The sequence below is a fragment of the Giesbergeria anulus genome (assembly GCF_900111115.1).
GTDB lineage: Bacteria > Pseudomonadota > Gammaproteobacteria > Burkholderiales > Burkholderiaceae_C > Simplicispira > Simplicispira anulus.
This window is the reverse complement of sequence record NZ_FOGD01000001.1, coordinates 507676-520009: the sequence shown is the minus strand read 5'-3', so window position 1 is coordinate 520009 and position 12334 is coordinate 507676. Positions and strand designations below refer to the sequence as shown.

Below are 12334 nucleotides of genomic sequence, written 5' to 3'. Positions count from 1 at the left end.
CCGCAGTCGTTCTGCGGGCTTTGGCGTTTTCTTTGGAACAGAACATGCACGCTTTACTCAGATTGTCCAAGGGCATCGACTGGCTCAACCACCAGATCGGGAAATATGTTCTGTGGCTTATTTTGGCCTCTACCGTCATCAGCGGCGCAAACGCCGTGGTGCGCAAGGTGTTCAACTACAGTTCTAATGCTTTTTTGGAAGTGCAGTGGTACTTGTTTGCCGCTGCCTTTATGCTGGCGGCAGGCTACACCCTGTTGCAGGGCGAGCATGTGAAGGTCGATGTCATCTCTAGCCGACTGTCTAAACGGGCGCAAATTTGGATTGATATTTTTGGCTTTGCCTTTTTCTTGACTCCAGTGTGTTTGACGGTGCTGTGGTATGGCGTGCCCTTCTTTTTGCAAGGCTACCACTCCAATGAAACGTCGGGCAATGCTGGTGGGCTGATACGCTGGCCGGTGTACGCCATGATTCCGCTGGGCTTTGCGCTGCTGCTGCTGCAAGGTGGCTCGGAACTCATCAAGCGCTTGGCTTTTTTGCAGGGCTTGATCGACGACCCGACCATCAAAAAAATAGAAAAGACGCCAGAAGAAGAACTGGCCGAGGCTATTCGCCGCCAAGCTGAAGCCCTCTCCAGCCAGCCACACTGAGCGCCCCCATCATGGAATTCATTACCCAAAACATTGCGCCGATCATGTTCGGCGGACTCATCATTTTTTTGCTGCTGGGCTTTCCAGTAGCCTTTAGCCTTGGAGCTTGCGGGCTGTTTTTTGGTCTGATTGGCGTTGAATTGGGGCTGCTGCCTGAGGCCCTGTTGCAAGCGTTGCCGCTGCGCATCTTTGGCATCATGCAGAACGAAACGCTGCTGGCTATTCCCTTCTTTACGCTGATGGGCCTGATTTTGGAGCGCAGCGGCATGGCCGAAGACCTGCTCGACACCATCGGCCAGCTTTTTGGCCCGATTCGTGGTGGTTTGGCTTTTGCCGTCATTTTTGTGGGGGCGCTGTTGGCTGCGACCACCGGCGTGGTGGCCGCCTCGGTGATCTCGATGGGGTTGATCTCGCTGCCCATCATGCTGCGCTACGGTTACGACCGGCGCATTGCCACGGGCGTGATTGCCGCGTCGGGCACGCTGGCACAAATTATTCCGCCTTCGCTGGTGCTGATTATTTTGGCCGACCAATTGGGCCGCAGTGTCGGTGATATGTACAAGGGCGCTTTCGTCCCCGGTTTCATACTGACCGGCTTTTATGCGGTGTACATCATTGTGCTGGCTATTTTTAAGCCCACTTGGGTGCCAGCCCTGCCCGCCGAGGCGCGCACCATCCGCGAAGACAGCGGTAAAACCGGTCTGCCTTCGCTGGCTGTTCTCACGGCCCTGTGTACCGCCATCAGCATCTATCTGGCCAAAAACATGGTGGCCGTGCATTCTTGGTGGCAAGGTGAGGCGGTAGAGCGTGTGGCGCTAGACGAGACCATTGTGGTCTCGATGTGTGCCGGTGTGACGCTGGCCTTTGTTGTGGCTGTGGTGAATAAGGTGCTGCGCTTGGGCCTGCTCTCGCGCATGGCCGAGCGTGTCACTTTCGTACTGATTCCGCCGCTGCTGCTGATCTTTTTGGTGCTGGGCACCATCTTTCTGGGCGTAGCTACACCTACTGAAGGCGGTGCGATGGGGGCGCTGGGTGCTTTTGCTATGGCCATGGCCCGTGGCCGCCTGAATATGTCGTTGCTCAAGCAGGCACTCAATACCACCACCAAGCTATCGTGCTTTGTGGTCTTTATCTTGATTGGCTCGACGGTGTTCGGGCTGGTGTTTCAGGGCTTGGATGGCCCGCGCTGGGTCGAGCACTTGCTGGGTAGCCTGCCCGGTGGTCAAACCGGCTTTCTGATTCTGGTCAACGTCATGATCTTCTTCTTGGCGTTCTTCTTAGACTTTTTTGAGCTGTCGTTTATCGTTGTGCCATTGCTGGCACCGGTGGCTGACAAGCTAGGCATTGATTTGGTCTGGTTTGGCGTGCTGTTGGCGGTGAACATGCAAACCTCGTTCATGCACCCGCCGTTTGGCTTTGCGCTGTTCTTCTTGCGTAGCGTAGCGCCCCACAGTGCCTACACCGACAAGGTCACGAAAAAGCTGGTGCAGCCTGTAACGACGATGCAAATTTACTGGGGCGCGGTGCCCTTTGTGTTGATCCAGCTGATGATGGTGGGGTTGATTATTGCCTTCCCCGGTATCGTGTCGGGCAATCTGGACAAGGCCGAGGTCTATGACATGGACAAAATCCAGCAGCAAATGGAAGCCGATATGCCCGACGCTACCCCCTTTGGTGCCGACCCCTTTGCCAATGAGGACAAGAGTAGTGAGGGTGCTGACCCGGCCAGCCCCTCAGCGCCCGAACCAGCCCCTGATCTGCCCGCCACCAGTGAGGCCGACGCCCAAGCCGAACTGCTCAAGGCCGCCCAAGAGAGCATGCCAAAGGGTCAGAAACCATAACCGTGCCGATGAATTGCTTGGCCTAGCTAAAATCGAAGATTCGCTTTTCCCCCCTCCTTCAAGGACTTTCCATGTCTCTGTTCTCCGCCGTCGAAATGGCCCCCCGCGACCCTATCCTGGGTCTGAATGAGCAATTCAACGCCGACACCAACCCCAACAAGGTCAATTTGGGCGTGGGCGTGTATTTCGACGACAACGGCAAACTGCCGCTGCTGCAATGCGTACAAGCGGCTGAAAAAGCCCTGATGGACAAGCCCACCGCCCGTGGCTATCTGCCCATTGACGGCATCGTGGCTTATGACAACGCTGTCAAGGGTTTGGTGTTTGGTGCTGACAGCGAACCCGTCACCTCTGGTCGTGTGGCTACCGTGCAAGCTATTGGCGGCACTGGCGGCCTGAAAATTGGTGCCGACTTCCTGAAAAAGATCAGCCCCGATGCCAAGGTGCTGATCTCTGACCCCAGCTGGGAAAATCACCGCGCGCTGTTTACCAACGCCGGTTTTGTGGTTGATACCTACGCTTACTACGATGCTGACAACCGTGGCGTGAACTTTGACGGTATGTTGGCTAGCCTGAATGCTGCTGCCCCCGGCACCATCATTGTGCTGCACGCTTGCTGCCATAACCCCACCGGCTACGACATCACGTCAGCGCAGTGGGATCAGGTGGTGGAAGTGGTCAAGGCCAAGGGCCTGACGGCTTTCTTGGACATGGCTTACCAAGGCTTCGGCTATGGCATTGCCGAAGATGGCGCAGTGATCCAAAAGTTTGTTGCTGCTGGCCTGTCCTTCTTTGTCTCCACCTCGTTCTCCAAGAGCTTTAGCCTGTACGGCGAGCGCGTGGGTGGCCTGAGCGTGCTGTGCGACAGCAAAGAAGAAGCGGGCCGCGTCCTGAGCCAGCTCAAGATCGTCATCCGCACCAACTACTCTAACCCTCCCACCCACGGCGGTGCGGTGGTGGCAGCAGTGCTGGGCAACCCCGAACTGCGCGCCCTGTGGGAAAAAGAACTGGGCGAAATGCGCGTGCGCATCAAGGCCATGCGCCAAACACTGGTCGATGGCCTGAAAGCAGCTGGCGTGCAGCAAGACATGAGCTTCATGACGCAGCAGATCGGTATGTTCAGCTACTCTGGCCTGAGCAAAGACCAAATGGTGCGCCTGCGCAGCGAGTTTGGTGTGTATGGCACCGATACAGGCCGTATCTGTGTGGCAGCGCTCAACAGCAAAAACATTGACTACGTTTGCCAAGCCATTGCCAAGGTGATCGCTGGCTGATAGTGGGGCGGTAAGCGGTACGGTAGCCTTTTTCCAACGATAGAAGAAGGCTACCGCTGCATTGTAGGGTTATAAAACCACCACTTCATCGCTAAAAGGCTTTGTTGCACGCTAAGGCGCGCAACTGCTTTCGACCCACTGGAGCCATTTGGCGCTCGGTGTCTTTCAAATCAAAAAAAGAAAAGAAGCAACAGTTGTCGCAAGCACCCAGCACATCAATGCAATCCAAGGATTGGCAATTTTTGGTGGATAAATAACCACCGCAGAACGCTTGTACCCACTGATCATGGGTTTGATCATTTCTTCTCTAAATGCTATCTGGTGAATGCATACAGCCATGATGTGGAGTACCACCAAAATAATAATGATAGGTACCAACAACGCATGGATTTCGTATGCAGCAGACGAAACTTCGGCCATAACCCATCGCGAAAGGGGGCCTTCAGTCAAACCATCACCTGTTCCAATCAGCCCTGTCAATGTCTGTAGAGTCAATACTATGAGCAGGAGCACAACCATCCATCCCCCAAGTGGGTTGTGACCGAGATGGGATGGACGCCCTTTGTGCAAGTAGTTGATCACTGTCATCGGTCCGGCTACAAAGTCGTCAAAGCGAGCGGTTTGACTGCCTACCCAGCCCCAAATCCAACGAAAAACAACCAGGTCTGTAGTCAAGTTGCCAAGTATCATGTGGAGCTTCATAGCACCGGTGAAACCTGATATGAGCAGCACTGTGATACAGGTCACCAGTGCCCAGTGAAATAATCGGACAGACAAATCCCAAACTAATACGCGCTCATTGCTTGGCACGGTGCTCATCATCGCCCCCGCTTGTACGGTTGATGGCAACCGCTACAGGTGTTGGAAAGTCGCTGATAGGAACTGAGAAGCGCACCTTTGTTTACAGGTTCTGACGTGGCCAGACGCTCCAACTCAAGTGCCTCCAGTTCGAAAGCTTTGGACTTTTGTACAAAGTCAGGGAAGTTTGCCCAGATGCTGTCTTTTGCACCGGAAAAGAAGCTCCCCTTGCTGCCTGCGGGGAACAAATCTGGAACTTTGGCTGCGAATACCGCAAGAGACCGAGCAGACGTTGCAACCGATGCGTGATCACCGCGTTCAATCGCTTCTTTGATTTGAACTGACGTTTTCTTCGAGGATTTGAAACCAGCCTCCCGCTCGGATATGGGGTCGGCAGCGACAACATTCAAAGCAGTGCCGACCATGACGATCAAGGCTGAAGCGGCAGTAAACAGACGAAAATATTTCATGGTTTTTCCAAATTGAATAAATTATTGAGTGCAGTTTGGGCATAGTCGGCCAGACAGTCGCAGTCCTGCCTTGAAGTTCTTGCCAAGCAGGGTCAACTGAACCAAACCAACAATTAATTCAACGGCTTGGACTACATAAAAGAGGGAGTCAAATTGGCCTGCCGTGGCTTTGACTGAGAGATAGATCGCTGCGGGAATCATGATGAGTACGCCATTGGCGCCCAAAAAGGGCATGCGCTTTTGCTTTTCCTCGATCAAGCGCCCGGTGCGTCCTTTGCTCAATGCAAAGCCTGAGCCTCCGGTTGCTGCCATCGCAAGCACTAGGCACACCAGACCGTATTTCGCGATGACCTGTTTTACGTAGGTAACGGTTAGATCATCAAAAAATAGCTCAGACACCAAGGTTGATGTCCAAAAGCACGTGACCAACAGCATGGCGAGAGTGCCAGCTGTGGCATGAATGACTGTTTTTTTCATGATTCCTCTTGGAGTAAGGTTGGTACGAAGGCTGTTTGCCTATCGACTTGGCTGATTTGCGAAGTGAACGTATATTGTCATATTGACATCATGATGTCAATATGAATCGAAAAATACCTTGAAAATATGACAAACCTAATACGAACTTCATCAGGCGCCGCGTTGAGCGCCTCATCACTTGATCTGTTCAAGGTCTCAAGCAGCATGCTAGCTACTGGAGATCGCTTGGTTGCTCCGCTGGGGCTGACGAGTGCCAGATGGCAAGTGCTGGGCACCGTCATTGCGGCAGAGCGCCCTCAACCTGTGGCTTGGTTGGCTCGTGACATGGGAGCAAATCGTCAAAACGTGCAGCGCATCGTCAATGACTTGGTAAAAGAGGGATTCGTTGAGCTGACGGACAACCCCCATCACAAGCGGGCCTCGTTGATCCAACTGACTGAAGCGGGTCGAAATGCTTTTGACCGTGTGATGGTTCTAGAGGCGCCTTGGATGGACTACCTCACCGAGGGGTTGCTAGTCGAGGATATTCAAACCATGCACCGAGTGCTGAAGTTTTTGCGCAAGCGACTGGATGAGGGCGAAGGAAATTCAGCGGAATGATGAAATAGGTACTTCGTCGTGCAAACCACAGCAAGCAGTTGCTGGTTATGCGTACTTTCCAAGAGCGTCGTGCGCTGACTTCAAGAGTAAGAAGTCAATACGACAGCATTTACCATCCAAACCCTCTTCATGATACTGTATGTAGTGTCATAGTGCCTATGAGTTAAAGCGCAAAAACTGATAGATGCTATGAGCAACCATCCGCTGGATTGGCACATCGACCAAGTGAAGACGGTGGCAAAAGCGTTTGGATTGACGATGCACTGCCCTGGTGGCAGCCATCATGTCGTGCGCAACGCTGCTGGTACCAAAATTAGCATTCCAGCACACCGCCCGATCAAAGCGATTTACATCAAAAAACTGATTCAGCTCATCAAAACCGGCAAAGGAGATCAAGCATGAACCCAAACCGCAAAGATTATCCGGTAGAGATTCGCCCGCTGGCCGTGGATGATGGCGGTGGCTGGTTGGCGACGTTTCCTGATTTACCTGGCTGCATGGGTGACGGCGATACACCGGAAACGGCAGTAGCCGATGGTTATCAGGCGGCGCAAGCGTGGTTAAACGTGGCAGCTGAGTGTGGTGACCCTATCCCCAAGCCCAGCATGGGCGGCGAATCTGGCCGGTTTGTGGCCCGAGTGCCCAAGAGTTTGCACACCCGGCTGGTGGCCCGTGCGGCAGTAGAGGGGGTGAGTATGAATACTTATCTGGTATCGGTGCTGGCGCAAAGCATTGGCACGCACCCCTGAGGCACAGGGCTTTCTAGGCTGTGGCTAGGGCAGTGGCCACTGTTGCTCTAGCCGCACAAAGCTGTATTCCAGCCCGCTGGCCGCCCGGTGGCGGCTGCGTTCTACTTCTTGCCAACCCTCGCCCAGTGTGGGGGCAAAGGCGTCGCCCGCAAATTCTTCATGAATCTCTGTGACGATGGCGGTGTGGGCATAAGGTGCAGCTTGGGCATAAATTTCTGCTCCCCCCATCACCCAAGCTACCGGGGCCGCAGCGCACAGGGCCATCGCCTGTGGCAGATTGGCGGCGCGCAGTGCGCCGTCAGCGGCCCAATCGGGTTGGCGGGTAATCACAACATTGCTGCGCCCTGGCAGGGGCCGAAAACGGGCCGGCAGTGAATCCCACGTTTTGCGCCCCATGATGACCGGGCAGCCTTGCGTGAGCTGGCGAAAATGTGCCAAATCTTCTGGCAGGTGCCAAGGCATTTGGCCGTTGAGGCCAATCACGCCATTCTCGGCGCGGGCATAAATCAGGTGCAGGCGCATATACGTGTCCCCTTACACCGCTACCGGTGCTTTGATGGCCGGATGGTGTTCGTAGTTTTGCACTTCAAAATCATCCAAGGTGTAATCAAACAACGATTCGGGCTTGCGCCGAATATGCAAGGTCGGAAACGGATAGGGCTGGCGTGCCAATTGGGTTTGCACTTGCTCTAGGTGGTTGTCGTAAATGTGGCAGTCGCCGCCTGTCCAGATAAAGTCACCCACTTGCAAATTACATTGCTGCGCCATCATGTGCGTGAGTAAGGCGTAACTGGCGATATTGAACGGCACGCCCAAAAAGAGATCAGCGCTGCGCTGGTACAGCTGGCAAGACAGCTTGCCTTGCGCCACATAAAACTGGAACAGGGCATGGCAGGGCATCAGTGCCATTTGATCGAGGTCGGCCACGTTCCATGCACTGACGATGATGCGGCGGCTATCGGGATTGGTTTGGAGCTGGCGCACCACTTCGGCGATTTGGTCGATATGGCCGCCATCGCGGGTGGGCCAGTTGCGCCACTGCACGCCATATACGGGGCCAAGGTCGCCATCGGCGCGTGCCCATTCGTTCCAGATGGTGCAGCCGCGCTCTTGAAGCCATTTGACGTTGCTATCGCCGCGCAGAAACCACAATAGCTCCAAAACGATGCTTTTGAAATGCACTTTCTTGGTCGTGACCAGCGGAAAGCCTTCGCTCAGGTCAAAGCGCATCTGGTGGCCGAACACGCTGCGCGTGCCGGTGCCGGTGCGGTCGCCTTTGTTAACCCCCTGTGCATAGACATGGCGCATGAAATCTTCGTAGGGGGAGCGAACGGGGCGGCTGGACATGGGCGGGCAGTTTGGATGGGCAAAAAGACAGGATTTTAGGGCGGGATCAGCGCCGTAGCACCCGACCGGGATTGAGCAAGTTTTGGGGGTCTAATGCCTGTTTGATGGCACGCATCCATCCTAAGGCTACGGGGGATTGGTATTGTTCCAATTGCGCCACCTTGAGTGCGCCCACGCCGTGCTCGGCAGAAAAAGAGCCGCCAAACTGTGCCACGGTGTCGTAAACAATCTGATTCACCAGCGCTTCTTGTTCACGCAGGAAAACAGCGGCATCGCAGCCCACCGGGGCTTGCACGTTGTAATGCAAATTGCCATCGCCCAAGTGGCCAAAATTGACCACCCGCACCCCGGCAATGGCTTGCGCCAGCAGGGCATCTGTGTGGGCGACAAAGGCGGGGATGCGTGCAATGGGCAAGGCAATGTCGTGCTTGATGTTCAGGCCCTCGCGGGCCTGTGCTTGCGAGATGCTCTCGCGCACCTGCCAGAATGTTTGCGCTTGCGACTGGTTTTGTGCGATCACCGCATCTTGAATGCAGTCTGCGGCCAAAGCTGCCTCCATCAGGGCCTCAAAACGGTTGCGGGCATGGTTTTCGGATTCGCAATCGCTGTTTTCTAGCAGCACAAACCAAGGGCAAGCCATCTCTGCCAGCAGCGGCACGCGCCATTGCGGGCAGTGCCGAGCCACCAACTCTAGTGCCGGGCGGCCCATGACCTCAAAGCCGGTCAGGCCCGCGCTCAGATACTGCTGTGCCAAGCCCAACAGCACCACCGCCTGCTCTATCGAGGCTACGGCGACCCACGCCGTCAGCTGTGCCGCAGGTTGGGGAAAGAGCTTGAGCGTCGCGGCAGTGATGATGCCCAGCGTGCCTTCACTGCCGATCAGCAGGTGGCGCAGGTCGTAGCCGGTGTTGTCTTTGCGCAGGCCGCGCAGGCCGTTCCAGACCTCGCCCTGCGCAGTGACCACTTCTAACCCCAAGCACAGATCGCGGGTATTACCGTAGCGCAGCACTTGGGTGCCGCCCGCATTGCTGGCTAGATTGCCGCCCACGGTGCAACTGCCCTCCGAGGCCAATGACAGCGGAAACAGCAGCCCAGCCTGCTGTGCGGCCTGCTGTGCGTTGTGCAGGATGCAACCGGCCTCCACTGTCATGCTCAGGTTGTGTGGGTCGATAGCGCGCACGGCATGGAGCCGGGACAAACTGAGCACCAGCTCCCGCCCCGACGCATCAGGGGTAGCACCTAACGACAAGCTGGTGTTGCCGCCTTGGGGCACGATGGGGGTGCCGGTAGCAGCACAAGCGCGCACCACAGCAGCCACTTGCACCGTATCAGCCGGGCGCACCACAGCCAGCGCCTTGCCTTGGGGGCGGCGCTGGCGGCGGTCTTGTTCCCAAGCGCCTAAGCTGTCGCCGGTCAGCACATGGGCGGGGCCTACCGTGTGGCGCAAAACATCGAGCAGTGGTTCTTCAGGCATAGCTGTGGGCAATTGAGAAGGTTGTTTTTTACACCGTGCTGGCGGCTTTGGCCCCCCGCAAGCGCAGGCGGATATGTGCTGTGCAAGCGGTAAACAGCACGAAGCACAAGACGACTTCTAGCAGTGCCAGTAGATTGCTGGGGGGGCGGTCGCTCCAAGCGCGCACGCAACCCTCGGTCACATACAGCCAGACCATCAAACTGAGCCAGCGGTAGGTGTACATGCGGTTTTTGAGCAGCCCGGCCAGCGGGATGCACAGCGGCAGTGCCTTGAGTGCCAGCCAAGAGCCACCGGGGCGCACCGGGGCCAAAAACAGCTCCCAAGCCAAGCATAAAAGGATCAACAGCAATAGGCTGACCACCGCCACGCGGCGGCTGTGGTGAACCCCGGCAGCCACGGCGGGCGGCTGGGGAGCGGGTGAAGAATCAAAATGAGGAGCTTGCATTGCGGGGCATCATAGCGAGACCCAATGCCCCTCAATTTCGCGTCAGACTTTGGTCAGTCAGTGGCCTGTAAGTGCAAGCGTCCAAAGTAGATTCAAATTTCCGACAGTCAACTTCAGGAGACAAACCGCATGACTGCACCCTCTAACGCTATTGAGTCCACCTTGGTCGAAAACCGCGTTTTTCCGCCCACAGATGCTACCGTGGCGGCTGCCCGTATCTCTGGCATGGCAGGCTACGAAGCCCTGTGCGCTGAAGCTGAAAACGATTACGAAGGCTTCTGGGCCCGTCTGGCCCGCGAAAACGTGGTTTGGAACAAACCCTTCACGCAAACGCTCGATCAGTCTGACGCCCCGTTCTTCAAGTGGTTCCAAGATGGCGAACTGAACGCCTCGGCCAACTGCCTCGACAAGCATATCGGCACCCCCACCGAGAACAAAACTGCCATCATCTTTGAGGCCGACGGCGGTGAAGTCACCAAGGTCACTTACAAAGAGCTGTTGGCCCAAGTCAGCCAGTTTGCCAATGTGCTCAAATCCAAGGGCGTGCAAAAGGGCGACCGCGTGGTGCTGTACATGCCCATGACGATTGAGGGCGTGATTGCCATGCAGGCTTGCGCCCGCATTGGTGCTACCCACAGCGTGGTGTTTGGCGGCTTCTCCTCCAAGGCGCTGCACGAGCGTATCCATGATGCCGGTGCCGTGGCTGTGGTCACTGCCAATTACCAGATGCGTGGTGGTAAAGAGTTGCCACTCAAGTCGATTGTGGATGAGGCCTTGGCTACTGGTGGTTGCGAGTCGGTCAAGAGCGTGCTGGTGTTCCAGCGCACGCCCACTGCCGTGAACATGGTGGCTGGTCGCGACACCTTCATGCATGAAGAAATGGCCGCCCAATCGACCGAGTGCGCGCCCGAATTCGTCGGTGCCGAGCACCCGCTGTTTGTGCTCTACACCTCTGGTTCTACCGGCAAGCCCAAGGGCGTGCAGCACAGCACTGGTGGCTACCTGCTGTGGGCCAAACTGACGATGGACTGGACTTTTGACCTGAAAGACAGCGATATTTTCTGGTGTACCGCCGACATCGGCTGGATCACCGGCCACAGCTACGTGGCCTACGGCCCATTGGCTGCTGGTGCCACCCAGATCATCTTTGAAGGCGTGCCTACCTTCCCCAAGGCCGACCGCTTCTGGACGATGATCGAAAAGCACAAGTGCACCATTTTCTACACCGCTCCTACCGCTATTCGCTCGCTCATCAAGGCTGCCGACAGCGATGCCAGCGTGCATCCCGACCGCTCTGATTTGTCTAGCCTGCGCATTTTGGGTTCGGTGGGCGAGCCGATCAACCCCGAAGCCTGGATGTGGTACTACAAGAACGTTGGCGGCGAGCGTTGCCCAATTGTCGATACCTTCTGGCAAACCGAAACTGGCGGCCACATGATTACCCCACTGCCGGGCGCTACGCCGCTGGTGCCGGGTTCTTGCACCCTGCCGCTGCCAGGTATCACCACCGCCATCGTTGATGAAACCGGCCAAGACGTGCCCAATGGTTCGGGCGGTATTTTGGTGGTCAAGAAGCCTTGGCCTTCGATGATTCGTACCATCTGGGGCGACCCAGCACGCTTTAAGCAAAGCTACTTCCCAGAAGAGCTCAAGGGCTACTATCTGGCCGGTGATGGTGCTGTGCGCAGCCAAGACCGTGGTTACTTCCGCATCACAGGCCGTATCGATGACGTGCTGAACGTCTCCGGCCACCGCATGGGCACGATGGAAATCGAATCGGCTTTGGTGGCTAAGAGCGATATCGTGGCCGAAGCTGCTGTGGTGGGTCGCCCTGATGATCTGACCGGTGAGGCCATCGTCGCCTTTGTCGTGCTCAAAGGCCCCGTGCCCACCGGCGATGCCGCCAAGGCACTGGCTAACGAGCTGCGCAACTGGGTGGCTAAAGAAATTGGCCCGATTGCCAAGCCGAAGGAAATCCGCTTTGGTGAGAACCTGCCCAAGACCCGTTCTGGCAAGATCATGCGCCGCTTGCTGCGTGGCATCGCCAAGGGCGAGGCCATGACGCAAGATACTTCCACACTGGAAAATCCGCACATCTTGGAGCAGTTGGCCCGTACCAACTGATGCTGAAGGCACCACAAGGTGCCAGTTTATATAAAAAACCCGGCCTGTGTGCCGGGTTTTTTTATGTCCGCAAGTAAGAAAACGCAAC

At 56.2% G+C, this 12334-nt stretch carries 14 protein-coding genes; 7 read left to right on the top strand and 7 right to left on the bottom strand.

The annotated features are described in order from the left end of the window. Window positions 1-44 precede the first annotated feature (44 nt). From BMX55_RS02420 to BMX55_RS02410, 3 genes are all read left to right on the top strand, one after another. Window positions 45-647: a TRAP transporter small permease subunit gene (locus tag BMX55_RS02420; protein ID WP_091452174.1), complete on the top strand. Its 603-nt coding sequence runs from the start codon at window positions 45-47 to the stop codon at window positions 645-647. Between the two features lie 11 nt (window positions 648-658). Continuing rightward, window positions 659-2488 (top strand): TRAP transporter large permease, encoded by a 1830-nt coding sequence (locus BMX55_RS02415; RefSeq protein WP_091452171.1) that lies wholly within the window; start codon window positions 659-661, stop codon window positions 2486-2488. Between the two features lie 71 nt (window positions 2489-2559). Further along, window positions 2560-3762 carry an amino acid aminotransferase gene (locus BMX55_RS02410; protein WP_091452168.1) on the top strand — a complete coding sequence of 401 codons (1203 nt, stop codon included), beginning with the start codon at window positions 2560-2562 and terminating at the stop codon, window positions 3760-3762. Between the two features lie 165 nt (window positions 3763-3927). Here BMX55_RS02410 and BMX55_RS02405 read toward each other — a convergent pair whose 3' ends face one another. From BMX55_RS02405 to BMX55_RS02395, 3 genes are read right to left on the bottom strand one after another with little or no spacing between them, the layout of a single operon-like run. Further along, window positions 3928-4584, bottom strand: coding sequence for a cytochrome b/b6 domain-containing protein (locus tag BMX55_RS02405; protein WP_091452164.1), 657 nt, complete (start codon window positions 4582-4584; stop codon window positions 3928-3930). Then, window positions 4581-5030 (bottom strand): cytochrome c, encoded by a 450-nt coding sequence (locus BMX55_RS02400; RefSeq protein ID WP_091452161.1) that lies wholly within the window; start codon window positions 5028-5030, stop codon window positions 4581-4583. The genes BMX55_RS02405 and BMX55_RS02400 overlap by 4 nt, the downstream gene beginning before the upstream one ends. Window positions 5031-5051: 21 nt before the next feature. Further along, entirely contained in the window at window positions 5052-5507 is a 456-nt protein-coding gene (locus tag BMX55_RS02395) for a hypothetical protein (protein WP_091452158.1), read from the bottom strand. Window positions 5508-5711: 204 nt separating this feature from the next. On the opposite strand from BMX55_RS02395, the gene BMX55_RS02390 reads away from it, so the two are divergent. From BMX55_RS02390 to BMX55_RS02380, 3 genes are all read left to right on the top strand, one after another. Continuing rightward, window positions 5712-6107 (top strand): MarR family winged helix-turn-helix transcriptional regulator, encoded by a 396-nt coding sequence (locus BMX55_RS02390; RefSeq protein WP_245751214.1) that lies wholly within the window; start codon window positions 5712-5714, stop codon window positions 6105-6107. Window positions 6108-6296: 189 nt separating this feature from the next. Beyond that, window positions 6297-6509, top strand: coding sequence for a hypothetical protein (locus BMX55_RS02385; protein WP_091452152.1), 213 nt, complete (start codon window positions 6297-6299; stop codon window positions 6507-6509). Next, a complete protein-coding gene (locus BMX55_RS02380) occupies window positions 6506-6856 on the top strand; it encodes a type II toxin-antitoxin system HicB family antitoxin (protein ID WP_091452149.1) in 351 nt (116 codons plus the stop codon). The genes BMX55_RS02385 and BMX55_RS02380 overlap by 4 nt, the downstream gene beginning before the upstream one ends. A 24-nt stretch (window positions 6857-6880) precedes the next feature. Here the strand turns inward: BMX55_RS02380 and BMX55_RS02375 are convergent, their stop codons facing one another. The 4 genes from BMX55_RS02375 to BMX55_RS02360 are packed head-to-tail and all read right to left on the bottom strand — an operon-like array spanning window position 6881 to window position 10122. Continuing rightward, window positions 6881-7378: a dihydrofolate reductase gene (locus BMX55_RS02375; protein WP_091452146.1), complete on the bottom strand. Its 498-nt coding sequence runs from the start codon at window positions 7376-7378 to the stop codon at window positions 6881-6883. Between the two features lie 12 nt (window positions 7379-7390). Then, a complete protein-coding gene (locus BMX55_RS02370; protein ID WP_091452143.1) occupies window positions 7391-8203 on the bottom strand; it encodes a thymidylate synthase in 813 nt (270 codons plus the stop codon). Window positions 8204-8249: 46 nt separating this feature from the next. Further along, entirely contained in the window at window positions 8250-9677 is a 1428-nt protein-coding gene (locus BMX55_RS02365) for an FAD-binding oxidoreductase (RefSeq protein WP_091452138.1), read from the bottom strand. 28 nt (window positions 9678-9705) lie between these two features. Then, window positions 9706-10122 (bottom strand): DUF2069 domain-containing protein, encoded by a 417-nt coding sequence (locus BMX55_RS02360; RefSeq protein WP_091452135.1) that lies wholly within the window; start codon window positions 10120-10122, stop codon window positions 9706-9708. A gap of 129 nt (window positions 10123-10251) precedes the next feature. On the opposite strand from BMX55_RS02360, the gene acs reads away from it, so the two are divergent. Continuing rightward, complete coding sequence (gene acs / locus BMX55_RS02355) at window positions 10252-12246, top strand: acetate--CoA ligase (RefSeq protein ID WP_091452132.1); 1995 nt, start codon at window positions 10252-10254, stop codon at window positions 12244-12246. Window positions 12247-12334: the final 88 nt, after the last annotated feature.

What these genes read in the sequence shown, in the direction of transcription:
- BMX55_RS02385 (WP_091452152.1), top strand. Translation starts at nt 6,297, where the DNA reads ATGAGCAACCATCCGCTGGATTGGCACATCGACCAAGTGAAGACGGTG.
- BMX55_RS02365 (WP_091452138.1), bottom strand. Translation starts at nt 9,677, where the DNA reads ATGCCTGAAGAACCACTGCTCGATGTTTTGCGCCACACGGTAGGCCCC.
- acs (WP_091452132.1), top strand. Translation starts at nt 10,252, where the DNA reads ATGACTGCACCCTCTAACGCTATTGAGTCCACCTTGGTCGAAAACCGC.
- BMX55_RS02405 (WP_091452164.1), bottom strand. Translation starts at nt 4,584, where the DNA reads ATGATGAGCACCGTGCCAAGCAATGAGCGCGTATTAGTTTGGGATTTG.
- BMX55_RS02380 (WP_091452149.1), top strand. Translation starts at nt 6,506, where the DNA reads ATGAACCCAAACCGCAAAGATTATCCGGTAGAGATTCGCCCGCTGGCC.
- BMX55_RS02410 (WP_091452168.1), top strand. Translation starts at nt 2,560, where the DNA reads ATGTCTCTGTTCTCCGCCGTCGAAATGGCCCCCCGCGACCCTATCCTG.
- BMX55_RS02360 (WP_091452135.1), bottom strand. Translation starts at nt 10,122, where the DNA reads ATGCAAGCTCCTCATTTTGATTCTTCACCCGCTCCCCAGCCGCCCGCC.
- BMX55_RS02370 (WP_091452143.1), bottom strand. Translation starts at nt 8,203, where the DNA reads ATGTCCAGCCGCCCCGTTCGCTCCCCCTACGAAGATTTCATGCGCCAT.
- BMX55_RS02375 (WP_091452146.1), bottom strand. Translation starts at nt 7,378, where the DNA reads ATGCGCCTGCACCTGATTTATGCCCGCGCCGAGAATGGCGTGATTGGC.
- BMX55_RS02420 (WP_091452174.1), top strand. Translation starts at nt 45, where the DNA reads ATGCACGCTTTACTCAGATTGTCCAAGGGCATCGACTGGCTCAACCAC.
- BMX55_RS02415 (WP_091452171.1), top strand. Translation starts at nt 659, where the DNA reads ATGGAATTCATTACCCAAAACATTGCGCCGATCATGTTCGGCGGACTC.
- BMX55_RS02400 (WP_091452161.1), bottom strand. Translation starts at nt 5,030, where the DNA reads ATGAAATATTTTCGTCTGTTTACTGCCGCTTCAGCCTTGATCGTCATG.
- BMX55_RS02390 (WP_245751214.1), top strand. Translation starts at nt 5,712, where the DNA reads ATGCTAGCTACTGGAGATCGCTTGGTTGCTCCGCTGGGGCTGACGAGT.
- BMX55_RS02395 (WP_091452158.1), bottom strand. Translation starts at nt 5,507, where the DNA reads ATGAAAAAAACAGTCATTCATGCCACAGCTGGCACTCTCGCCATGCTG.